19 protein-coding genes, 1 tRNA gene and 1 pseudogene are annotated in these 23170 nt (G+C 73.3%); 13 read left to right on the top strand and 8 right to left on the bottom strand.

The annotated features are described in order from the left end of the window. The first annotated feature begins 37 nt into the window (after positions 1-37). The 3 genes and pseudogenes from ACFYOV_RS15300 (at position 38) to ACFYOV_RS15290 (ending at position 2308) form a co-directional block, all read left to right on the top strand. A pseudogene (locus tag ACFYOV_RS15300) lies at positions 38-1356 on the top strand (helix-turn-helix domain-containing protein). 161 nt (positions 1357-1517) lie between these two features. Further along, complete coding sequence (gene orn, locus ACFYOV_RS15295) at positions 1518-2120, top strand: oligoribonuclease (RefSeq protein WP_389087572.1); 603 nt, start codon at positions 1518-1520, stop codon at positions 2118-2120. 115 nt (positions 2121-2235) lie between these two features. Then, positions 2236-2308, top strand: a tRNA-His gene (locus ACFYOV_RS15290). 90 nt (positions 2309-2398) lie between these two features. Here ACFYOV_RS15290 and ACFYOV_RS15285 read toward each other — a convergent pair. Both ACFYOV_RS15285 and ACFYOV_RS15280 read right to left on the bottom strand, forming a co-directional pair. Beyond that, positions 2399-2539 carry a hypothetical protein gene (locus ACFYOV_RS15285; RefSeq protein WP_389087569.1) on the bottom strand — a complete coding sequence of 47 codons (141 nt, stop codon included), beginning with the start codon at positions 2537-2539 and terminating at the stop codon, positions 2399-2401. Positions 2540-2750: 211 nt separating this feature from the next. Next, entirely contained in the window at positions 2751-3806 is a 1056-nt protein-coding gene (locus tag ACFYOV_RS15280; RefSeq protein ID WP_389087567.1) for a LacI family DNA-binding transcriptional regulator, read from the bottom strand. 345 nt (positions 3807-4151) lie between these two features. On the opposite strand from ACFYOV_RS15280, the gene ACFYOV_RS15275 reads away from it, so the two are divergent. The 4 genes from ACFYOV_RS15275 (at position 4152) to ACFYOV_RS15260 (ending at position 8988) form a co-directional block, all read left to right on the top strand. Beyond that, entirely contained in the window at positions 4152-5513 is a 1362-nt protein-coding gene (locus ACFYOV_RS15275) for an ABC transporter substrate-binding protein (protein WP_389087564.1), read from the top strand. Positions 5514-5518: 5 nt separating this feature from the next. Further along, entirely contained in the window at positions 5519-6532 is a 1014-nt protein-coding gene (locus ACFYOV_RS15270) for a carbohydrate ABC transporter permease (RefSeq protein WP_389087923.1), read from the top strand. Positions 6533-6544: 12 nt separating this feature from the next. Continuing rightward, positions 6545-7450, top strand: a complete 906-nt coding sequence (locus ACFYOV_RS15265; protein WP_389087562.1) for a carbohydrate ABC transporter permease — start codon at positions 6545-6547, stop codon at positions 7448-7450. A 98-nt stretch (positions 7451-7548) separates the two neighbouring features. After that, a complete protein-coding gene (locus ACFYOV_RS15260; RefSeq protein WP_389087560.1) occupies positions 7549-8988 on the top strand; it encodes a GH1 family beta-glucosidase in 1440 nt (479 codons plus the stop codon). Positions 8989-9170: 182 nt separating this feature from the next. On the opposite strand, the gene ACFYOV_RS15255 is transcribed toward ACFYOV_RS15260, so the two are convergent. From ACFYOV_RS15255 to ACFYOV_RS15245, 3 genes are all read right to left on the bottom strand, one after another. Next, positions 9171-10643, bottom strand: coding sequence for a cellulose binding domain-containing protein (locus ACFYOV_RS15255; RefSeq protein WP_389087557.1), 1473 nt, complete (start codon positions 10641-10643; stop codon positions 9171-9173). A gap of 167 nt (positions 10644-10810) precedes the next feature. Next, positions 10811-12220, bottom strand: coding sequence for a sensor histidine kinase (locus tag ACFYOV_RS15250; protein WP_389087555.1), 1410 nt, complete (start codon positions 12218-12220; stop codon positions 10811-10813). Continuing rightward, on the bottom strand, positions 12217-12936 hold the full coding sequence (locus tag ACFYOV_RS15245; RefSeq protein WP_389087553.1) for a response regulator transcription factor: 720 nt from the start codon (positions 12934-12936) through the stop codon (positions 12217-12219). The genes ACFYOV_RS15250 and ACFYOV_RS15245 overlap by 4 nt, the downstream gene beginning before the upstream one ends. A 111-nt stretch (positions 12937-13047) precedes the next feature. On the opposite strand from ACFYOV_RS15245, the gene ACFYOV_RS15240 reads away from it, so the two are divergent. Then, a complete protein-coding gene (locus tag ACFYOV_RS15240) occupies positions 13048-13602 on the top strand; it encodes a hypothetical protein (RefSeq protein WP_389087551.1) in 555 nt (184 codons plus the stop codon). A 223-nt stretch (positions 13603-13825) separates the two neighbouring features. On the opposite strand, the gene ACFYOV_RS15235 is transcribed toward ACFYOV_RS15240, so the two are convergent. Next, positions 13826-14695, bottom strand: coding sequence for a spermidine synthase (locus tag ACFYOV_RS15235; RefSeq protein ID WP_389087548.1), 870 nt, complete (start codon positions 14693-14695; stop codon positions 13826-13828). Between the two features lie 88 nt (positions 14696-14783). Next, positions 14784-15206, bottom strand: a complete 423-nt coding sequence (locus tag ACFYOV_RS15230) for a hypothetical protein (protein ID WP_389087546.1) — start codon at positions 15204-15206, stop codon at positions 14784-14786. 284 nt (positions 15207-15490) lie between these two features. Here ACFYOV_RS15230 and ACFYOV_RS15225 point away from each other — a divergent pair, with 284 nt between their 5' ends. After that, entirely contained in the window at positions 15491-16936 is a 1446-nt protein-coding gene (locus ACFYOV_RS15225; RefSeq protein WP_389087544.1) for a hypothetical protein, read from the top strand. A gap of 144 nt (positions 16937-17080) precedes the next feature. Here the strand turns inward: ACFYOV_RS15225 and ACFYOV_RS15220 are convergent, their stop codons facing one another. Next, complete coding sequence (locus tag ACFYOV_RS15220; RefSeq protein ID WP_389087541.1) at positions 17081-17677, bottom strand: histidine phosphatase family protein; 597 nt, start codon at positions 17675-17677, stop codon at positions 17081-17083. A 184-nt stretch (positions 17678-17861) separates the two neighbouring features. Between ACFYOV_RS15220 and ACFYOV_RS15215 the strand changes: the two genes are divergently transcribed. From ACFYOV_RS15215 to ACFYOV_RS15200, 4 genes are read left to right on the top strand one after another with little or no spacing between them, the layout of a single operon-like run. Continuing rightward, positions 17862-18869 (top strand): phosphatase PAP2 family protein, encoded by a 1008-nt coding sequence (locus ACFYOV_RS15215; RefSeq protein WP_389087539.1) that lies wholly within the window; start codon positions 17862-17864, stop codon positions 18867-18869. Continuing rightward, positions 18820-19998 (top strand): hypothetical protein, encoded by a 1179-nt coding sequence (locus tag ACFYOV_RS15210; RefSeq protein ID WP_389087537.1) that lies wholly within the window; start codon positions 18820-18822, stop codon positions 19996-19998. The genes ACFYOV_RS15215 and ACFYOV_RS15210 overlap by 50 nt, the downstream gene beginning before the upstream one ends. Continuing rightward, positions 19989-21638, top strand: coding sequence for a hypothetical protein (locus tag ACFYOV_RS15205; protein ID WP_389087534.1), 1650 nt, complete (start codon positions 19989-19991; stop codon positions 21636-21638). The genes ACFYOV_RS15210 and ACFYOV_RS15205 overlap by 10 nt, the downstream gene beginning before the upstream one ends. Further along, on the top strand, positions 21635-23011 hold the full coding sequence (locus ACFYOV_RS15200; protein ID WP_389087532.1) for an AAA domain-containing protein: 1377 nt from the start codon (positions 21635-21637) through the stop codon (positions 23009-23011). Before ACFYOV_RS15205 ends, ACFYOV_RS15200 begins: the two co-directional genes overlap by 4 nt. Positions 23012-23170: the final 159 nt, after the last annotated feature.

The raw sequence follows: 23170 nt of genomic DNA, 5'->3' as shown, positions 1-23170 counted from the left end.
ACCGAGGAGCCGCGACCACCGAGGGGGGCTTAGCAGTATGAGCCACGACTCCACTGCCGCGCCGGAAACCGCGGCCCGGAAACTCGCCGGGCGACGCCGCAAGGAGATCGTCGCGGTGCTGCTGTTCAGCGGCGGCCCCATCTTCGAGAGTTCCATTCCGCTGTCGGTGTTCGGGGTTGACCGCCAGGACGCCGGCGTGCCGCGCTACCGCCTGTTGGTGAGTGCCGGCGAGGAAGGCCCGCTGCGGACCACAGGGGGCCTGGAACTCACCGCGCCACATGGCCTGGAGGCGATATCGCGGGCGGGCACCGTCGTGGTGCCGGCCTGGCGTTCGATCACCTCCCCGCCACCGGAGGAGGCGCTCGACGCGCTGCGCCGGGCCCATGAGGAGGGTGCCCGCATCGTCGGGCTGTGCACCGGCGCCTTCGTCCTCGCGGCGGCGGGCCTGCTGGACGGCCGGCCCGCGACCACACACTGGATGTACGCGCCGACGCTGGCGAAGCGCTATCCGTCGGTGCACGTCGATCCACGCGAGCTGTTCGTGGACGACGGCGACGTGCTGACATCGGCGGGCACGGCGGCCGGAATCGATCTGTGCCTGCACATCGTGCGCACGGATCACGGCAACGAGGCGGCCGGGGCACTGGCCCGCCGCCTGGTCGTCCCGCCGCGCCGGAGCGGAGGCCAGGAACGCTACGAGGCCAGGAACGCTACCTGGACCGCTCTTTACCGGAGGAGATCGGCGCCGACCCGCTCGCGGAAGTCGTCGCCTGGGCGCTGGAACACCTCCACGAGCAGTTCGACGTGGAGACACTGGCGGCGCGCGCCTACATGAGCCGTCGTACGTTCGACCGCCGCTTCCGCTCGCTGACCGGCAGCGCCCCGTTGCAGTGGCTGATCACGCAGCGGGTCCTCCAGGCGCAGCGCCTGCTGGAGACGTCGGACTACTCGGTGGACGAGGTGGCGGGCCGCTGCGGCTTCCGCTCCCCCGTCGCGCTGCGCGGCCACTTCCGGCGGCAGCTGGGGTCCTCCCCGGCCGCCTACCGGGCCGCGTACCGCGCCCGCCGGCCGCAGGCCGAACGGAACCAGGACGCCGACGTCACCGGCACGCCGGGCCCCGTCCCGTCCGGGCAGCCGAACCACGGGCAGCCGGGTCACCCCGGGCATGCGGGTGGTCACGCCGGCCAGGCACCGGCCGCCCTGCACCCGGAGAACCCGGTCCCGTACCAGTCCCGGCGCACGGCCGCGAGCGCACTGGGCCAGGCCCCGTCCCTGGCGGCGGCGTCGTCCCAGGACGCCCGTGAGGCCTATGTGCCGACGCGGGCGAGCGTCCCGGGCCAGCGCAGCGCGACGTAACGGACCCGTCGGCGGACCGAGCGGGCCCACGCACGGAGAACGGGCCGGAGGCATCAGCCCCCGGCCCATTCCCCTGACGCCACACCACACCCGATCGCCTCAGGGACCCCGCCGGTTACCGGGCGGCTCCATTCGCGACGGCGCGCCGTAAGGTTAGACACATGAACGATCGCATGGTGTGGATCGACTGCGAGATGACCGGCCTCTCGCTGTCGGACGACGCGCTCATCGAGGTGGCCGCCCTCGTCACCGACTCCGAGCTGAACGTGCTCGGCGAGGGCGTGGACATCGTCATCCGTCCGCCGGAGCGGGCGCTGGAGACGATGCCGGAGGTGGTGCGTCAGATGCACACCGCGTCCGGGCTGCTCGCCGAGCTCCCCCACGGCACGACGCTGCAGGACGCCGAGGAGAGGGTCCTGGCGTACGTGAAGGAGCACGTCAAGGAGCCCGGCAAGGCCCCGCTGTGCGGGAACTCCGTCGGCACCGACCGCGGCTTCCTGCTGCGCGACATGCCGACGCTGGAGGACTACCTCCACTACCGGATCGTCGACGTCTCCAGCGTCAAGGAGCTGGCCCGCCGCTGGTACCCGAGGGCGTACTTCAACAGCCCGGAGAAGAACGGCAACCATCGCGCCCTCGCCGACATCCGCGAGTCCATCGCGGAACTGCGCTACTACCGCGAGGCCGTCTTCGTGCCGCAGCCCGGGCCCGACTCGGAGACCGCGAAGAAGATCGCCGCGAAGCACGTCCTGCCTGCTCAGTGAGCGCGACAGGGGCCCGTCGGGGGCCGCCGGGAAAGGCGTGCGCGAGCACCCCTTCGGACCCTGTACACTTTTTCTCGGCCGGTCGGGGACCTCACTGATCTCCAAGCCGGTCATGGTGGGTGTAGCTCAGCTGGTAGAGCACCTGGTTGTGGTCCAGGATGCCGCGGGTTCGAGTCCCGTCACTCACCCTCCGGAAAGAGGCCGGTGACTGCGTGAACGCAGTCACCGGCCTCTTTCGTCGCTTTCCGCGGGCCCGGTCGCGGCGCCGGTTCCGATCGTCACTCGCCCCGTCCGTCGTTCCGGCCCGCCGGCCGGTCGGTGCAGTAGTACGAGGCGCTGCTTCCCTTCCTGCCCGGCGAGATCTTCAGGATCGCCCTGTTCTGCTCCGGGTTGCCGCTCAGGTACGCCTCGGTGAGCACGTAGGGCAGGCACCCGGAACCGGATGCTGCCGTCGGGGTAGACGCTGATGCCGATCCTGCGGCCGTCGGGGAGGGTGACGTCCTCGGTGAAGTGCTCGTCGAGGGGCTGATCGGCCATCGGGACCTCCGCGCGGCTTCGGCGGGAGTGCTCAGCGAAGTGCCGACTGCGCCCGGGCACCGGGGCGTTCCCGAGCGCCGGGTCCGATCCGGTTCAGGAGGACGCCCGCTGCACCAGTTGCGTGGCCAGGACCACATGGCGCCGCTCCAGCCCCCGGGAGGCCGGCGGACGGCGGTCGGCCACCTCGGCCAGCAGGAGGTCGATCATCCGGCGGCCCATCTCCTCGATGGGCTGGCGCACGCTGGTCAGCGGTGGGTCCAGGTGGCGGGCGATCGCCGAGTCGTCGTAGCCGACCAGCGCGACGTCCTCGGGGATGCGCCGACCCGCCTCGCGCAGGGCGTGACGGGCGCCGGCCGCGGTGACGTCCGAGGCCGCGAAGACCGCGTCCAGGTCGGGACGGCGCTCCAGCAGGGCGGCCATCGCACGGCGGCCGCCGTCCTCGGAGAAGTCGCCCGGTTCGATCAGCAGCTCGTCCACCTCGTGCCCCCCGTCGCGCAGGGCGTCGCGGTACCCGTCGATGCGCCGCTGCGCGCCGTAGACGTCGAGGCGGCCGGTGATGTGCGCGACCGTGCGCCGGCCGCGGCTCATGAGGTGCTCGACGGCCTGCCGGGCGCCGCCGTAGTTGTCGGAGTCCACCGAGGTCAGCGTCTCCGCGGCCGACCGGGGGCCGCTGATCACCGCGGGGATCTCCAGCTGGGCCAGCATGTCCGGCAGCGGGTCGTCGGCGTGCACCGAGACCAGCAGCACCCCGTCCACCCGGTGGGCGGCCAGATACTGGGCGAGCCGCTGCCGCTCCCGGTCACTGCCGGCGAAGATCAGCAGCAGCTGCATCTCGGTGTCGGACAGTGCCGCCCCCACACCGCGCAGCATGTCGGAGAAGTACGGCTCGGCGAAGAACCGGGTCTCCGGCTCGGGCACCACCAGGGCGATGGCGTCCGTGCGGTTGGCGGCCAGGGCGCGGGCGGCGGTGTTCGGGACGTAACCCAGCTCCGCGACAGCCGCCTCCACGGCGGCGCGGGTGGCGTCGCTCACCCGGGGCGAGCCGTTGATCACGCGGGAGACCGTGCCGCGCCCGACACCGGCACGCGCAGCCACCTCTTCGAGGGTCGGCCGGCCGCCGCTGCGGCCCCGCGCTCCGTGGCTTGCCATTGGGCTCCGCCTTCCGTCGTATGTCACGCTGGCCTGGAATCTAACAGCCCCGTCAGCGGCGGTGACCTCCGCGTCACGCACCGCATCGGGGCCCGGGTACGCCTGACGGCGGAGCCCTTGAGTCCAGTTAACGTCCCGATAACTGAACGCCCTTCTCCGCGCTTCCTCCCTTGACACCCCCGCCCGGACCGGCGACTCTTCAACACATCACTTGTGGGAGCGCTCCCACGGTACCTGACACATACACAACCCGCACGTTCCCCGCCCGAGCCGCAGCGAGCAAGATACGGGCCCAACCATGCCGTTGGCCGGGGGGTCGGCACGTCAGGGCAACAGGAGGACGCAATGCGAGCACGTACCCTCCCCCACACTCGGCTGCGCTCGAACGGGGGTAAGCCCATCGCCCGCAAGGCGCTGGCCGTCGCAGCGGTGGTGGCGCTGAGCACGGGGCTGCTGGCCGGTTGTGCCGACGACGGCGGAGACGACGACTCCGGCTCCTCGTCGGGCGGCGGCAAGGGCAAGACCACGATCACGCTCGGCCTGTTCGGCACGATGGGCTTCAAGGAAGCCGGTCTCTACGCCGAGTACGAGAAGCTGAACCCCAAGATCAAGATCGCCGAGAACGTTGTCGAGCGGAACGAGAACTACTACCCGGCGCTGCTCAACCACCTGACCACCAACAGCGGCCTCCAGGACGTCCAGGCCGTCGAGGTCGGCAACATCGCCGAGATCGTGGGCACCCAGGCCGCCAAGCTCGAGGACCTCTCCAAGGCTCCCGGCGTCAAGAAGAGCGACTGGCTGGACTGGAAGTGGGAGCAGGCCACCACCAAGGACGGCCGGACCATCGGCCTCGGCACCGACATCGGCCCGATGGCGATCTGCTACCGCAAGGACATGTTCGAGAAGGCCGGGCTGCCCACCGAGCGCGATAAGGTCGCCGAGCTGTGGGCGGGCGACTGGGAGAAGTTCGTCGAAGTCGGCGAGCGGTACCAGAAGAAGGCGCCCAAGGGCACCACCTTCATGGACTCCCCCGGTGGCCTGATCAACGCGATCCTCAGCAGTGAGGAGGAGAAGTTCTACGACTCCTCCGGCGAGGTCGTCTACAAGACCAACCCGGCCGTCAAGCAGGCCTTCGACCTGACCGCGGAGGCCGCCGAGAAGGGCCTGATCGGCGCCCAGACCCAGTTCCAGCCGGCCTGGGACCAGACGATCGCCAACAACAAGTTCGCCGCGATGGCCTGCCCGCCGTGGATGCTCGGCTACATCAAGGGCAAGTCGCAGCCGGACGCCGCCGGCAAGTGGGACGTGGCCGTGGCGCCCAAGTCCGGCAACTGGGGCGGCTCCTTCCTGACCGTGCCGAAGAGCGGCAAGAACGTCGAGGAGGCCAAGAAGCTGGTCGCGTGGCTGACCGCGCCCGCGCAGCAGGCGAAGCTGTTCGAGGTGCAGGGCAGCTTCCCGAGCTCGCCGACCACGTACACCATGACCGAGGTGACCGGCGCGGTGAACGACATGACCGGTGACGCCCCGATCGGCAAGATCTTCTCCGAGGCCGCCAAGCAGATCCCGGTCCAGGTGATCGGCCCGAAGGACCAGATCATCCAGCAGGGCCTGACCGACAACGGCGTCATCCTGGTCACGAAGGGCAAGTCGCCCGAGGAGGCCTGGGAGACGGCCACCAAGACCATCGACAACAACCTGGACAAGTGACCCGCATGGCCACCCGCCACGACACCGCCGCGTTCCCCGTCAAGGGGGGCGCGGCCCCGGGCCGCCCGCCCGAGGACGCGGTACCCACGGACACGGACGAGCGACGCCGGGCGAAGCTGTCCCGTCGCTGGCAGCGGGACGTGCGGTGGAGCCCGTACGCCTTCGTCTCCCCGTTCTTCCTGCTGTTCGTCGCCTTCGGTCTGTTCCCGCTGGTCTACACGGGCTGGGCCTCGCTGCACCAGGTGGAGCTGACCGCCCCGACCGACATGAACTGGGTGGGGCTGAAGAACTTCACCCGCATCTTCGACGACGAGTTCTTCTGGAACGCGGCGAAGAACACCCTGACCATCGGCATCATCTCGACCGTCCCTCAGTTGCTGATGGCGATGGGCATCGCCCACATCCTCAACTACAAGCTGCGCGCCTCGACCTTCTACCGGGTCGTGATGCTCGCGCCGTACGCCACCTCGATCGCCGCCGCCTCCCTGGTGTTCGTGCTGCTCTTCGGGCGTGACTACGGCATGATCAACTGGGCGCTGGACCTCGCCGGGATCGCCCCGGTCGACTGGCAGGGCGACAAGTGGCCGTCGCAGATCGCCGTCTCGACGATCATCATCTGGCGCTGGACCGGCTACAACGCGCTGATCTACCTGGCCGCGATGCAGGCGATCCCGCAGGACCTGTACGAGTCGGCGGCGCTGGACGGCGCGAGCCGCTGGCAGCAGTTCCTGCACGTGACGCTGCCGTCGCTGCGGCCGACCATCCTGTTCACCGCGGTCGTCTCCACGATCGGCGCGAGCCAGGTCTTCGGCGAGCCGCTGCTGTTCGACGCCAACAAGGGCGCGTCCGGCGGCGCGGAGCACCAGTTCCAGACGCTCGGCCTGTACCTGTACGAGCAGGGCTGGGTGAACCAGCACCTGGGCCGTGCCTCGGCGATCGCCTGGACGATGTTCCTGATCCTGATCGTCATCGGCATCGTCAACTACGTCATCTCGCGCCGGCTGCGCGCCAGTAGTTAAGGAGTTCCGGCCGTGACGACGACTGACACGCCCCCCGCCACCACCGCCGCCAAGGAGCAGAGGCGCTCACGCCTGCCGAAGTCGGCGCGGGCCGGCGGGACGCTGCACGGCGGCCCGATCGCGTACGCGATCCTGGTCCTTTTCACGATCGTCTCGCTGTTCCCGCTGGTGTGGACGGCGATCGCCGCCTCCCGTGACAACCAGCGCCTCGCGCAGACCCCGCCGCCGGTCTGGTTCGGCTCCAACCTGTTCAAGAACCTGGAGATCGCCTGGAACGACGCCAACCTCGGTGAGGCGTTCCTCAACACCACGATCGTGGCGGGCATCTCGGCGGTGACCATCGTGGTGCTGTCGACGATCGCCGGGTTCGCCTTCGCCAAGCTGCGCTTCAAGGGCCGCAACGCGCTGATGCTGATCGTCATCGGCACGATGATGGTGCCGCCGCAGCTCAGCGTGATCCCGCTGTACATGATGGTGGCCAAGCTGGACTGGACCGACCAGCTCCAGGCGGTCATCTTCCCGTCACTGGTCAGCGCGTTCGGCGTGTTCTTCATGCGGCAGTACCTGATCCAGGCGCTGCCCGACGAGATCATCGAGGCCGCCCGGGTCGACGGCGCGAGCAGCTGGCGCGTGGTCTGGCACGTGGTGTTCCCGGCCGCGCGGCCGGCGATGGCCGTGCTCGGCATGCTGATGTTCGTGCAGACCTGGAACGACTTCCTGTGGCCGTTCCTGGTGCTGACCCAGACCGGCAACCCGACCGTTCAGGTCGCGGTCGCGGGCCTCGGCCGCGGCTACACCCCGGACCAGTCCCTGATCATGGCGGGTGCCCTGCTGGGCACGCTGCCACTGCTGCTGGTGTTCGCGGTCTTCGGCAAGCAGATCGTGGGCGGCATCATGCAGGGCGCCGTCAAGGGCTGACGCCCGCCTCGCCCTCGGGGCCGGGTCACCGCCGCCTCGGCCCCTCACCTCCTCCACTTACCCGTCGGTCTTCCACGACCATCTATGGGAGCGCTTCCATGTCTGACTCCGCAACGCCGGCGACCCCGGCGACCTTTCCTCCCGCCTTCCTCTGGGGCGCCGCGACCTCCGCGTACCAGATCGAGGGGGCGGTGCGGGAGGACGGACGCACCCCGTCCATCTGGGACACCTTCAGCCACACGCCGGGCAGGACGGCGGGCGGCGAGACCGGTGACATCGCTGTCGACCACTACCACCGGTACCGCGACGACGTGGCGCTGATGGCGGAGCTGGGCCTGAACGCCTACCGCTTCTCCGTCTCCTGGCCCCGGGTGCAGCCCACGGGCCGCGGCCCCGCCGTGCAGCGCGGCCTGGACTTCTACCACCGGCTGGTCGACGAGCTGCTGGCGCACGGCATCAAGCCGGCCGTCACCCTCTACCACTGGGACCTGCCGCAGGAGCTCGAGGACGCGGGCGGCTGGCCGGAGCGCGACACCGCCCACCGCTTCGCCGAGTACGCGCAGATCGTCGGGGAGGCGCTCGGTGACCGGGTGGAGCAGTGGATCACCCTCAACGAGCCCTGGTGCAGCGCCTTCCTGGGCTACGCCTCCGGCGTGCACGCCCCCGGGCGCACCGACTCGGCGGCCTCGCTCCGGGCGGCCCATCACCTGAACCTGGCCCACGGTCTGGGCGCCACGGCCCTGCGCTCGGTGATGCCGACCCGCAACTCGGTCGCCGTGAGCCTCAACTCCTCGGTCGTGCGCCCGCTGTCGCCGGGGAACCCGGCGGACCTGGACGCGGTGCGCCGGATCGACGACCTGGCCAACGGGATCTTCCACGGCCCGATGCTCCACGGCGCCTACCCCGAGTCGCTGCTGGAGGCGACCTCGTCGCTCACCGACTGGTCGTACGTCCTCGACGGGGACCTGGACCTCATCCACCAGCCACTGGACGCGCTCGGCCTGAACTACTACACGCCCACCCTGGTCTCGGCGGGCGAGCCCTCGGCGAAGGGCCCCCGGGCCGACGGTCACGGGGCGAGCGACCACTCGCCGTGGCCCGCCGCGGACGACGTGGTCTTCCACCAGTCGCCCGGTGAGCGCACCGAGATGGGCTGGTCCATCGATCCGACGGGTCTGCACGAGCTGATCATGCGCTACACCCGCGAGGCCCCGGGCCTGCCGCTGTACGTCACCGAGAACGGCGCGGCCTACGACGACAAGCCGGACGCCGACGGCAAGGTGCACGACCCGGAGCGCATCGCCTATCTGCACGGGCACCTCTCGGAGGTCCGCCGGGCAATCACCGACGGCGCGGACGTGCGCGGCTACTTCCTGTGGTCCCTGATGGACAACTTCGAGTGGGCGTACGGCTACGGCAAGCGCTTCGGCGCGGTGTACGTGGACTACGCGTCGCTCGAGCGGACGCCGAAGTCCAGCGCCCTGTGGTACTCCCGGGCGGCCAGGTCGGGCGCGCTCCCGGAGCCGGAGCGGATCTAGCCACCCGGGGACGGGGGGCGGGGCGCGGTTCCCGGGGGAGTGCCGCGCCCCGCACGGGTGTCCGGGCTCCGGTACGCCGCACCGCCCGGTGGACCTGCGTGCGCCCCGGCCGGATGGGGGGTGTGCCGGCCGGGGCGCTCGCGTCCCCGTTCTTCGTGCTGGTTACTGGTCGGCCCGGGCCGTCACGGCTGCTTGTGGGCCGCGAACGCCTTGGTGAAGGCGAACCTGTCCTGAAGGATCGAGCTGCACGTGGCGTCGGCCGCGGGCTTGGTGCCGCCGGGGCACTGCTGGTCGCGGGTGGAGGACCACATCGACAGCCAGCCCAGGCCCTTGGACTTGGCGAAGTTCACCAGCTGGGTGGCGTCCTCGACCGTGAAGATCTCGGTGACGACGTCGTTGACGCCGATCATCGGGGTGACGGCGACCGTCTTCCAGGCCGCGCTGTCGCTCAGCTGGAGCACGCTCTTGATCTGGGCCTGGGTGGCGGTGGCGGCCTGCTCGGCGTAGGTGCCCATGTCGCCGCTGTACGCGGGACCGTAGTCCATCGCCATGATGTTGACGGCGTCGATCCGCACCCCGTTCTTCCTGGCGTCGGCGAGCAGGCTCACGCCGTCCTGGGTCAGTCCCTCGGGCATCACCGGGAGGGTGAAGGAGACGTTCAGGTCCGGGTGCTGCTTCTGGAGCTTGGCGATGGCCTGGGCGCGGCGGGTGTTCGCGGCGGCGTTGGGCAGCGCGCCGCCCTCGACGTCGAAGTCGACCTTGGTGAGCTTGTAGGCGTCCACGACCTTGCCGTAGGCCGCCGCCAACTGGTCGACCGAGGCGCAGGTGGTGCCCAGTTCGGAGCCGGCCGCGCCGCCGAAGGAGACGCGGACGTCACCGCCCTTGGCGCGCAGCGCGCCGATCTGCCCGGCGACGGCGTTGTCGCCGAGGTCGGTCACCCCGCCCCACTTGGGCGTGCAGCCGCCGCCGTCGGTGACGAAGGCGAGGTTGTAGTTCTTCACCCCGGTCGCCTCGGCACTCGCCATCAGATCGAAGGCGGGGTAGAGGGAGGTGTCGACGTACGGGGCGAATCCGGCGCCGGCGGGGGTGCCGGTGCCGGTGCTCCCGGTCGGCTCGGGGGTGGGGGTCGGGGTGGGCGTCCCGGTCGGGGCCGGCGTCCCGGTCGGTGTGGGGCTCTGCGACGGGGCCGGGGTCTGGGTGGGGCGGCCGCTGGGCTCCGGCGTGGGTCCGCCGTCCGCCGAGCACACGGCGCCGTCGACGCGACAGCCGGTGGGGTCGCCGGTGCCGTTGACGACGAAGCCGACGGTGACCGACTCGCCGGCGGCGAGGCCGTCCCTGTCCCACGTGGGCGGTGTGACGGTAACGTGCCGTCCGCTCACCTCGGACTCGGCGTTCCACAGCGAACCGAGCGTGGACCCGGCCGGCAGGTCGAACTCGAGCTTCCAGTCGGTGTCCCGCTCGCCGCTGGTGTTCTTCACCACGTACTGGCCGGTGTACCCGGTCGACCAGGTGCTGGTCCTGGTGTACGCCGCGCCGACGCCGGCCGCCTGGGCGGTGCCGGTGAACAGGAGGGCGCCGCCGCCGGCCACGGCCGCGGCGACCACGCCGCCGATCGCCTTGTTCCTGCCACTGACCTTGCGCCGGTGCGTGCTCATCGCGTGCCTGCCTTCGCTGTTCACGGGGATGTCGCGAGCGTCCCCGGGGGGAAGGGGACGCGGGGGGTCACGAGCGTCCCGGGGGGAGGGGACGCAGCAGCACGCTAGCGAGCCGGAATCGGACAAACTTCCTGATCCGGAAGGGAGTTGAGGATCTTAGGGTCCGCTTAAGGGAGGGATCGGGACCGGTTAAAGCTGGGGATCAGCCGGCCGGGCCGGCGCCGCCGCACGGCGCCCCGGTGCCCGCGCCGCCGGGGAGCCGGGTCGCGGCCGTCGAGCTGGATCCACAGGCGCACCTCGGTCCCGCCGAGCACCGAGGAACCGATCCGTACGTCCCCACCGGTCGACTCCGCCAGCCGGCGCACGATGTCCAGGCCGAGGCCGGTCGAGCCGTCGCTGCCCGAGCCCCGGCCGCGGGCCATCGCGGCCTCGGGGTCGGGTATGCCGGGGCCCGCGTCGGAGACGAGCACGATCACCGCGTCCTCGCCGTTGTGCACGTCGACGGCGAAGGCGGTGCCCTCGGGGGTGTGCCGGAAGACGTTGCCGAGCAGCGCGTCGAGGGCGGCGGCCAGGTCGGCGCGGGCCACGGGGATGCGCACCGGCCGGTCGGCCCCGGCCACCCGCCACTTGCGGCCCTCGTCCTCGGCGAGCGCCGACCAGAACGCCATCCGCTCGCGCACCACCTCGGCCGCGTCGCACCCGGCGCCGGGTCCGGCCGCGGCCGTCTGCGGCTTGGCCTCGCGGGCGGTGCGGATGATGGTGTCCACCTCACGCTCCAGCTGCTCGACCGCCGCCCGGGTCTGCTCGGCGGCCGGTCCGTCCCCGAGGGAGGCGGCGTTCAGCCGCAGCACGGTCAACGGCGTGCGCAGCCGGTGGGACAGGTCGGCGGCCAGCTCCCGCTCGTTGGCGAGCAGTTGGACGACCTGGTCGGCCATGGAGTTGAACGCCACCGCCGCCAGCCGCAGTTCGGTCGGCCCGTCCTCGGGCACCCGGGCGCCCAGCTTGCCCTCCCCGAGCTCGTGCGCCCCCTCGACGAGGCGCTGCGCGGGCCGCACCATCCGCACGCCCAGCCGGTCGGCGACGGCCACGGAGCCCAGGATGAGCGCGACGCCGACCCCGGCGAGCACCGCCCAGGCCGTGCCGACCCCGTTGGTCACCTCGGACTCGGGCACGTACACCTCGACCACGGCGATCTCGCCGGTGCTGAGCGCGACCGGCTGGAGCAGTGTCGAGCCGCCGGGCACGGTGGAGGTGGAGGCGCGGCCCATGTCGCGCACGGCGGCGATGTCCTCGTCGGCGGCCCGCTGCCGCCCGATGTCGAGGGGCTGTTCGCCCTCGCCGGCCGGGATGTGCACGGCCATGGCGGTCCCGGACCCGGCCGAGGCCACGACGCGTTCGAGCTGGTCGCGGTCGGTGGTGATGGACAGGGCCGGGGCGACGGCGGCGGCCTCCCGCTCGGCGTTGGAGAAGGCGCGGTCGCGGGCCATCTCACGGATGACCAGGCCGAGCGGTACCGCGAAGGCGACGACGACCATCGCGGTCACCGCCAGCGACACCTTCACCAGGGCCCATCTCATCGCGGCGGCTCCGCTGCCGGGGCCTGCGCGCCGGGCGGCTCCAGCTTCACGCCGACGCCCCGCAGGGTGTGCAGATAGCGCGGCCGGGCGGCGGTCTCCCCGAGCTTGCGCCGCAGCCACGACAGGTGGACGTCGATGGTCTGGTCGTCGCCGTAGGACTGCTGCCACACCTCGGCGAGCAGTTCCCGGCGGGGGACGACGACGCCGGGCCGCCCGGCGAGGAAGGCGAGCAGGTCGAACTCGCGCCGGGTCAGGTCCAGTCGTACGCCGTCCAGTTCGGCCTGGCGGCGCAGCGGGTCGACGGTCAGGCCGCCGACCCGGATCACGGGCGACGGCGGTGCCTCACCGGCGCCGGACCGGGCGCGGCGCAGCACGGCCGCCATCCGGGCCGAGAGGTGTTCGACCGAGAAGGGCTTGGTCAGGTAGTCGTCCGCGCCGGCGTTCAACAGCCTTACGACCTCGGTCTCGTCGTCCCGTGCGGTGGCGACGATCACCGGGACGTCCGTGATGCCGCGCAGCATCTTCAGGGCCTCGGACCCGTCCAGATCGGGCAGTCCGAGGTCCAGGATCACCACGTCGAACCGGAAATGGGCGACCTCGCGCAGCGCCTCCAGTGCCGTCCCCACGCTGCGCACGGTGTGCGCGGCGTCGGTGAGGTGCCGGATGAGCGCCGAGCGGACGAACTGGTCGTCCTCGACCACGAGCACACTTGCCATGAGCGGCACCGTACGCCATGCCCGCCAGGGCCCGTTGGGGCCTGTGGACAACTGCGGACACCATCATCGCGCGCGACACCCGTGGGACCGGTGGGGCAGTATGGGCCGACGATGCGCAGAGGACTCGTACACGTACTGGCCTGGCTGCTCGCCACGGGCGCGGCGGTCACACTGTCGTGGTGGGGCGTCCACACGGTGATGGCGGGCACCGCCTACGACCCGCCGCGCGCGCTTCCGGTCGTGGCGGCCGGGGAGACCACGCAGGAGTCGAGACCGGTGTCCTCCTCGACGAGGCGGCCGTCCGGCGCAGGGAGCACCGGGACCGCCCGGCCGTCGGGTGAACCGTCGCAAAAGCCTTCGCCGCGGCCCGGCGAGGGGTCCCGCGAGCCGGCCCCGAGCCCGTCCCGCGCCACGCCCGCGCCCGCCCCGACCCGGACCGCCTCCGGCCGGGTGAGGAGCTACGACACCGACGGCGGCCGGGCGGTGTTCGACCTGGGCGAGACCTCCGCGTCCCTGGTGTCGGCGACGCCGGGCGCGGGCTGGTCGATGCAGGTGTGGAAGACGGAGACGTGGATCCGGGTGGAATTCGCCTCGGGCGCGGACCGGGTGTCGGTCTTCTGCACCTGGCACGACGGGCCGCCGCGGGTGGAGATCGGCACCTACTGACCGGCCGGAGCGGGACAACGCCGTTCGAGAACACCGGCCGAACCGGGACCGCGCCGTACGGGAACACCGGCAGGGTCGTACCGCGCCGTACGGGAACACCGGCAGGGTCGTACCGCGCCGTACGGGAACACCGGCAGGGTCGTACCGCGCCGTACGGGAACACCGACGGCAGGTGTGCCGCGCGTCGTTGGGGAACACCGACGGCAGGTGTGCCGCGCGTCGTTCAGCGGAAGACCGACGCCGGTGGCGCCGGGGACGCGACCGCGGCCAGGTCCGTCACCGGCAGCGCGCCGCCGGTGAAATCGGTGAGTTCGCGGCCGTGCTGGACCCGGCCGGGGTGCGGGTCGCAGGCGGCGCGGCGGGTGAGTTCGGCGATCGGCAGGGGCCTGTCGGATGCGACCAGGACGGCGTTGCCGAAGCGCTTGCCGCGCAGCACCGCCGGGTCGGCGATCAGCGCGAGCTCCGCGAACCTGGCGGCGGCGGTGGCTGTCTGACCGCGCAGATGGGCCAGCGGCGGTCCGTCGGCGAGGTTGGCGGCGTAGATCCCGCCGGGCCCGAGGGCCCGGCGCACGTCGTCGAGGAACTCGGTCGAGGTGAGGTGGGCCGGGGTGCGGGCCCCGCTGAAGACGTCGGCGACGACCAGGTCGGCCCAGCCGTCCGGCACCTTGGCGAGCCCCTCGCGCGCGTCCACCGCACGCACCCGGATCCGGGCGCCGGGGTCCAGCGGCAGCTCCCGGCGCACCAGACCGACCAGCGCCTCGTCCCGCTCGACGACCTGCTGGGTGGAGCGGGGGCGGGTGGCGGCCACGTACCGGGCGAGGGTGAAGGCGCCGCCGCCGAGATGCACGGCCCGCAGGGGCCTGCCGGGCGGGGCGGCGAGGTCGACGACGTGGCCGAGGCGGCGCTGGTACTCGAAGGAGAGGTACGCCGGGTCGTCGAGGTCGACGTGGGACTGCGGGGCGCCGTCGATCAGCAGCGTCCAGGCCCGCGCGCGGTCCCGGTCCGGGATGAGCTGGGCGAGGCCGCCGTCGACGCTCTCGGCGACCGCTTCGGCGACCGCCTGCCGGCGCCCCGGCTTCCTGGACCTTCCCATGGGGGCATTGTCGCAAGCCGCCTGTGCCACCGCCCACCGGGCCGTCCCGCCGCAACGCCGTGGGACTCCGTCCTCCCGGGGCGGGACCTCACCGGCAGCTGTCCGCCGCCTCGATCATCCGCTGCGCCTCGCCCAACGCGGCCCGCAGCAGCGCCGGATCGGTCGCCGGGTCCGACTCCTCGGGCGGCAGGAGCCAGTCCGAGCCCTCGACCGGGGGCTCGGGGGCGAGGTTCAGACCGCGGCCGTCGGTCTCCGTACAGGTGCTGCCCGGTACGTCCCAGGCCGCGGCCGTCCCGGGCGGCACCAGGAATCCGAGCGTGCAACCACCGTCGTGCAGCACGGGTCCCACGGCGTCCGCGGCGCCGCGCCGCAGGATGTCGACCGCCTCCAGACCCTGCCGGGCCGGCACCGTCACCACGTCGCACCCGGGGGGCACGGGTGGCGGGGCTTCCCCCGCCGGGCCCGGTCTCCCCGGCGCCGTTCGAGGATCGTCGCTCCGGCTGGTCATCATCCCGGCCTCCACCACACGGACCCCTGCTTGGACGAGGGGCCGGGAGTCGGGGGCCTCCCGGTCCACGGGTTCAACGCGCGAAGGCGTCAACGGCTACGGCGAAAGTCCGCCGCAAAGGATGGCAGTTCATGGCGGATCACGGATGAGATATCCGGTTTGTAGCCAAACATCGCGTGGCGACTCCGTCACAGACGGTACGTTCTTGCCCGCCGGAAACAGGGCGGCACCCTGACAAGTCGTCCTGATTCCGGCATGGTTCGACGGTTCGCAGAGAGGACCCGGCCATGGCGTCGTCAACGGTGCCCTCGTCCCAGCCCGACCGGCCGCCCCGGCCGAACCTCGTGTTCCGGCAACTGCGCGGACCGCGCTCACCGGCCGAGTTCGCCGCGGCGGTGCGCCGGGCCGCCCGCGAGATCGGGGAGCGGGTCAGCTGTGACGCGCGGTACGTGCACCGGGTCGAGACGGGTGAGATCCGCTGCCCCAACTACGCCTACGAACGGGTGTTCCTGCACATGTTCCCCGGTCGCACGCTGACCGACCTGGGCTTCGCGCCCCGCTCGTCGGTCCGCGGACGCCAGGCGCGGACGGACGGCGGCGACCCGCCGCCGGGCCCCGTCGCGGATCCGGCGGACCCCACGGATGAGGTCGAGGGGGCCCGTCGGCCGTATGACATGCAGGACCCGTACGACACGCACCACGACCACGAGGAGAGCGACGTGCTGCGTCGCGCATTCATGACCGGCGGGGGCGCCACGGTGGCCGCCGCCTCACTGGGCCCGCTCGGGTTCGCCCCGGACGCCTCGGCCGCGCAGCGCGCCGTGCGCCGCGCCGGGGCGAGCGACGCGGGCGCCCTCGAAGAAGCCGTCCGCCGGATCCGGCTGCTCGACGACCGGCACGGCGCCGACGGTCTCTACCGCCGCGCGGCGGCCCCGTTGCGCGCCGCCTACGCCCTGCTGGACGCGGGCACGACCGGGCAGCGGACAGCCGACCGGTTGTACTCGGGCGCGGGGGAACTGGCCATCTCCGTGGGGTGGCTGGCGCACGACTCCGGCCGCTTCGACGACGCGCGCTCGCACTACGCGGAGGCACTGGCCACCGCCCGGATGAACGGTGACGCACACCTGGAGGCGCACGCCTTCTGCAACACGGCGTTCCTCGCGCGCGACGCGGGCCGGCCCCGGGAGGCGGTGCGGGCCGCCCAGGCCGCGCAGCGGGTCGCGCGGCCGCTGGGCTCGGCGCGGCTGATGTCGCTGCTGGCCCTGCGGGAAGCGGGCGGCTGGGCCGGGCTCGCCGACCGCACGGGCTGCGAACAGGCGCTCGCGCGGGCCCAGGCGTACTTCGAGCGCGGCCCCTCGGAGGCCGACCCCGAGTGGATGAGCTTCTACGGCGAGGCCGAGCTGGAGGGGCTGGAGGCGCAGTGCTGGTCGACGCTGGGCGACTGGCCGCGGGCGGCCCGGCACGCACGGCGGGCGGCGGAGCTCCAGGACCCGCACTTCACCCGCAACATCGCGCTGTACACGGCGGAACTGGCCGACGACCTGGCCCGCGGCGGCCGTCCCGACGAGGCGGCCCGGGCGGGCATGCGGGTGCTCGACCTCCTCGGCCAGGTCCAGTCCTCCCGCGTGCAGTCCATGCTGGCCGGCACCACCCGGGTCCTCCTGCCGCACCGCCGCGCCTGCGGGGTGTCGGCCTTCCTCGACCGTTACGCCGCCCTCCCCCGCGCGGTGTGAGGAGCCCCGGCGGGCCACACCCTGCCGGGACCGCCGCCCCTGGAGGCCGCGCCCCTTGCCGCGCCCCTTGCCGGGCCCTTCCCGGCGGACGCCGCCGCTCACCCTGCAGCCGGCTCGGGCGCCCTCGGAGCCGGCGCCCCCGTCTCAGGCCGCCAGATGGCCCAGGTCGTTCCAGCTCTCCAGGGCCGGCTCGCCGTAGGCCCAGCCGAGGACCGACAGGGACGTCGGGTTGAGGCGGATGCGGGCCGCGAAGTCGAGGGGGAGGCCCAGCCAGCGGGCGCCGATGGAGCGGAGGATGTGGCCGTGGGCGAAGACCAGCACGTCCCGGTCGGCGGAGCGGGCCCAGGCCACCACCTCGTCCGCGCGTGCGGTCACCTCCGCGAGGCTCTCCCCCTCGGGAACGCCGTCCCGCCAGATCAGCCAGCCGGGGCGGACGGCCTGTATCTCGGCCGGAGTCATGCCCTCGTACGCCCCGTAGTCCCACTCCACCAGTGTGTCCCAGGTCCGCGCGCGGCCGCCGAACCCGGCAAGGTCGCAGGTCTCCCGTGCGCGGGAGAGTGGGCTCGTGCGCACCTCGACGCCGGACAGCCCCTCGTACGGGGCGCGCTGCAACCGCTCCCCGAGCAGCTTGGCGCCCCGCCGGCCCTCCTCCAGGAGCGGCACATCGGTCCTGCCGGTGTGCTTCCCGGCGAGGGACCACTCGGTCTGTCCGTGCCGGGCCAGCAGGATGCGCGGTGCCATGGGAGACCTTCCGGGTCAATACGCAGGTGGAACCCCTCCATCATCGCGCACCCCCGTCGCGGGCAACCCGCCGGGCGATCTCCGCGTCTATCAGGGCCGAGGGTGCCTCACGGGGGCACGTACACCGTAGAGTGACTGGCCGGCCGACGGGCGCCGCGCGAGGTTGAAGGGGGAGGGCGATCGGATGCCGCACACCGAGACACCGGGCACCGGGGCGATTTCTGCGCCCCGGCCGCGCTGGTGGACGGAGCTGCCGCTCATCGTCCTCGTGTACGCGTGCTATTCGGCGGGGCGGCTGGTCGTGCGGGGCGACGTCGCCGACGCCGTGGACCACGGACTGGCGATCCTGCGCATCGAGCAGGCTCTGTACCTCAACGCCGAGCACCCGCTGAACCGCCTCTTCACGCGTGAGCCGTGGCTGGGCGTGCCGGCCGACTTCTGGTACGCGTCGCTGCACTACCTGGTGACGCCCGCCGTCCTGGTCTGGCTGTTCCGGTCCCGCGCGGTGCACTACCGCGCCGCCCGTACCTGGCTGATGGCCTCCACCTTCATCGGTCTGATCGGCTTCACCCTGCTGCCCACCTGCCCGCCCCGGCTGCTCGACGCGAGCCACGGCTTCGTGGACACGATGGCCCACTACAGCTCGTACGGCTGGTGGGGCGCCGAGGCCAGCGCCCCGCGGGGTCTGGGCGGGATGACCAACCAGTACGCGGCGATGCCGAGTCTGCACGTCGGCTGGGCACTGTGGTGCGGGGTGATGCTGTGGCGCCACGGCCGCACGCCGGCGACGAGGACGGCCGCCGTCGTCTATCCGCTGGTGACCACGATCGTGGTGATGGGAACCGCCAACCACTACTTCCTGGACGCCGCCGCGGGCGCCGCCGTCATGGGCGCCGGACTGCTGCTGACCCCGCTCGTGATGCGGTACGCGGACCGGGTCAAGGCGCGCTTCGTGCCCGCCCTCGCCCCGGTCGCGGCACCGACCGCGGCACCCGTCGCGTCCCCGGTCGCCGTGTCCGTCGCCGCCGCTTCTTCCGGCACTCGTTCCACGATTGTCAGTGCCGGATGCCAGACTTCCGCGGGTGAGCGAATTCCACGGCAGCGGAAGCCCGAGTCACGGTTCGACACAGGAGCCGAACCCGGTGCCTCCTCCTCGGACGAGGGGGAAGGCGCTCCGGCACCGGCTCGCTGAGCTGCGCGGTGAGGACGTACCGGCCAGGGCGCTGGACGCCCGGGCCCTGGCCGCCCTCGCCGCCAACCCGGGCTGCCGGCGGCGCGCCATCCTCGACGGCGCCGGGGTGGACAAGGCGGCGCTCGCGAACGCGCTGGGCTCGCCGTCGGTCTTCGGTCAGTCCCAGTTCGCGTTCACCCGGGGCAACGCCTTCGAGGCGAGGGTCAAGGCGGACGGCGGCACGGAACTGCTGCGCCTCGCCCACGAGCGCCTGGACCGCTCGGCCGAGCCGCCCGCCGCGGCACGCGTGCCCGACCTGAGCGCGCCCGGCCCCGAGGGGCGCCGGGCGCGTACGGAACTGGCGCTGCGCGAGGCCGCCGAGGCGGCGGGCGCCTGGACGCTGCTCGACCATCCGATGCTTGCGCTGGACGTAGCGGGTTCCCCCGCCTTCCTGGAGCCGGACGCCGTGGTGGTGCACCCGGACGGCCGCTGGACTCTCGTCGAGATCAAGTCCTTCCCGATGCTGGACGGCGCCGCGGACCCGGCCAAGGTCGGCGCGGCGGCCCGCCAGGCGGCGGTGTACGTGCTGGCCCTGGAGGACGTCGCCGCGCGGCTCGCGCCCGACCTCGCCCCGGGCGCCGCACCCCCGCGCGTGCGCCACCGGGTACTGCTGGTGTGCCCCAAGGACTTCTCCAACCTGCCGACCGCGTCCGCCGTCGACGTGCGCAAGCAGCGTGCGGTGACGGCCCGCCAGCTGGCCCGGCTCACCCGCATCCAGGACATCGCCGACGCGCTGCCCGAGGGCACCTGCTTCTCGCCCGGACTGCCGCCCGACCGGCTGGCGCAGGCGGTGGAGTCGGTCCCGGCGACCTACGCGCCGGAGTGCCTGTCCGCCTGCGAACTGGCCTTCCACTGCCGCGACCGCTCCCTCGCGGCCGGTGCCGTGACCTGCCTGGGCCGCCCGGTCCGTGCCGAGCTGGGCGGCTTGACGACGGTGGAGGACGTCCTGGCGGCGGCCCGCGGCGAGGCCGGTGATCCCGCCGATCCCGCCGTGGCCGCCCTGCGCAGGGCGGCGGCGCTGCGCGCGGAGGCGCTCGCCGGCACTCCGGGCGCCCCCGCCGCCGCGCGGGAGGTGGCCCCTTGTCGCTGATCGCCACGCTCGCCCGCCTCGAGGCGGTGGGCTCCGGCCGCGCCCAGCCGGCCGCCACCGTCCGGCACCGTCATCTGTCCGGGCGGCCGCTGGTGTTCGTGCCGCTCACCACCGCCGGTGAGGCGGGCGCCCCGCTCGGCGCGCTGGTGGGCACGGACCGGGACGCGCCGCGCCTGCTGGTGGTCCCCCAGCCGCGCGACCGGGAGCTGCGGTTCGCGTTCCTGGCCGAACTGGCCGATGTGGTGCTGCCCTACATCGACGACCACGCCGGCTCGGTGGAGGCCGCCGAGCGCTCGGAGACCGACCCGGAGACCGGCAAGCGGGTCAAGGTCGAGGTCGAGCTGTGCGCGGACGCTCCCCAGCTGATCGTGCCGAGCCGCGCCGGCATCGACCTGGTCCGGCTGCTCGGCCGCTCCATGCGGTTCCGGCGCACGGCCGAACAGGACCCTCAGGCCCCGTTCCCGGCGCCACCCCGGGTGCCGCTGCTCGGGCGGTGGCTGACGCACTTCGGGGAGCGGGCCCGGGTGCCCGGCTCGTCGCTGCTGCTGGCGATGACCGACGTGCTGGCCCGGCACTGGGCCACCGGGCAGTCCGGCCTGGAGGACCAGCACCTGGGCGCGCTGCTCGCCTGGATCGACCCTCCCGAGGGGCGCTCCGGCGCCGAGGCCGCGCGGGAGGCCGAGCTCGCCCGGGACGCCGACGGCCAGCTGCGCTGTCCGCCCGCGGGTCCGGCGACCGACCCGGCGTTCGACAACAAGCTGCTCGCCCCGGCCATCGAGCGCTACGACCGCGCCCGCACCGCGCTCGCCGCCGCCGAGGACGGTCTGGAGGCCGACGACCGTCTCGGCGCCCTGACCGCCGCCGAGCGAGAGGTCCGGGCATTGGTGGAGAGCCGTACGCGGCCCACCTGGGACGCGGTGTGGCGGGGTCTGGACCTGCTGCGGGAACTGCCGGAGGGCGCCCGGGTCGAGGAGCGCTGGACGCGCGACCGCTGGTCGTTCACCGGTCACCGGGACCGGGTCCTGGCCGGCGAGCCGCCGCAGCCGCGCCGTGACGACGCGGTGACCGCGGCCGCCAAGCTGGCCACGCGGGAGCGGGAGCAGGCCCGCCTGGAGGCCCAGGAGGCGCTCGACGATCCGCTGGCGATGGCGGCCCGGCGGCTGGCCGGGGAGGCGTTCGCCGGCGAGGTCGTCGACGTCGTCATGGCGTACAGCGAGAGCAAGCGGCCGAGCCCCCGCCCGCTGGTCACCGTCCGCACGGACGACCGCCCGCATCTGGGCGGGCGGACCCGGGTGTACCGCTCGCTGGGCGGCAAGCCGCAGACGGCCGAGTTCGCCGGGTACGCCGACGAGGACCGCGTGGGCGGCGCGGACGGCACCGACGGCGAGCGGGTACCGGGCGGTGCGGAGCGGCTGCTCGTGCTGCGGATCCTGGACAGGATGGGCCGGGGCAAGGAGCCCGAGGAGGGATCCGTGCCGGAGAAGGGCGACCGCGTGTGCTTCACGCTGTTCGAGCACGAACCGCGCGGGGGCGCGAAGCTGCCCGACCCGGAGGAGACCCCGTGGACCCACGGCGGCCCGCCCGGCGAGGAACCGGCCGCCGAACCCGCCGACCCGGTGACCGAGGAGGACGTCCTGTGACCACCGAGGCCCGGTCCGCCGAGATCCACTCGGGGTCCGGCGGAGCCGGGTTCGACCCCGGGGCCGCCGCTGCCCGGGCCACCGCCGCGATCCTGCACGACACCCTGCACGGCACCGCGCGCGGTGTCGTCGTGGACTCCCCGCCCGGCGCCGGCAAGTCCACGCTGGTGGTGCGCGCGGCCCTGGAACTGGCCGCGGCGGGTCGCCCGCTCATGGTGGTGGCGCAGACCAACGCGCAGGTCGACGACCTGGTGCTGCGGCTCGCCGAGAAGGACCCGGACCTGCCGGTCGGCCGGCTGCACAGCAGCGACACCGACCCGTACGACAAGGCCCTGGACGCCCTGCCGAACGTCCGCACGTCGGCGAAGGCCGCCGATCTCGCGGGGCTGGACGTGGTCCTGTCGACCGCGGCGAAGTGGGCCCACGTCAAGGGCGTCGAGCCGTGGCGGCACGCCATCGTGGACGAGGCGTACCAGATGCGCTCGGACGCGCTGCTGGCGGTGGCGGGGCTGTTCGAGCGGGCGCTGTTCGTGGGCGATCCGGGCCAGCTCGACCCGTTCGCGGTCGTGGGCAGCGAGCAGTGGGCCGGCCTGTCCCACGATCCCTCCGCGTCCGCAGTGACCACGCTGCTCGCCCACAACCCGGACCTGCCGCAGCACCGTCTGCCGGTGTCCTGGCGGCTGCCGGCCTCGGCGGCGCCCCTGGTGTCGGACGCGTTCTACCCGTACACGCCGTTCCGCAGCGGCACCGGACACGGTGATCGGCGGCTGGCGTTCGGCGTCCCGTCGGACGGCTCGGGCCCCGACCGGGTGATCGACGAGGCGGCCGCGTCCGGCTGGGGTCTGCTGGAGCTGCCCGCCCGGCACACCCCGCGCACCGATCCGGAGGCGGTGCGGGCGGTGGCGACGGTGGTACGGCGCCTGCTGGACCGGGGCGGCGCGGCGGTCTCGGAGCGCTCCGCGGACCCCGTGCCGCTGACCGCGGACCGGATCGCCGTCGGCACGGCGCACCGCGACCAGGCGGCGGCGGTGCGGGCGGCGCTGGCGGAGCTGGGCGTGACGGACGTCACCGTCGACACCGCCAACCGGCTGCAGGGGCGGGAGTACGACGTCACGGTGGTCCTGCACCCACTGTCCGGCCGCCCCGACGCCACCGCCTTCCACCTGGAGACGGGCCGGCTGTGCGTGCTGGCCTCCCGGCACCGGCACGCGTGCGTGGTGGTGTGCCGGGCGGGGGTGGGCGAGCTGCTGGACGACTACCCGTCCACGGAGCCGGTCCAGCTCGGCACGCTCGTGAAGTTCCCGGACGGCTGGGAGGCGAACCACGCGGTGCTGGCGCATCTCGCGGAACACCGGGTGGTGTGGCGGCCCTGACCGGCGGCCCGCGCGACGGTCGGCCCGCGTGTCCGGACTGGCGACGCGGCGCCGACCCGCGCGGGTACGGCGCGGCGTGTGGTGGCCGGGCGCTCGCCGGTGACGGCGCGATGCCCTCTTGCGGGGCGCGGGACAATGGACGGTGGCCCACTGGCGGCA

Source organism: Streptomyces sp. NPDC005931, assembly GCF_042871235.1.
Lineage (GTDB): Bacteria > Actinomycetota > Actinomycetes > Streptomycetales > Streptomycetaceae > Streptomyces.
This window is presented reverse-complemented; position numbering and strand designations above follow the sequence as displayed.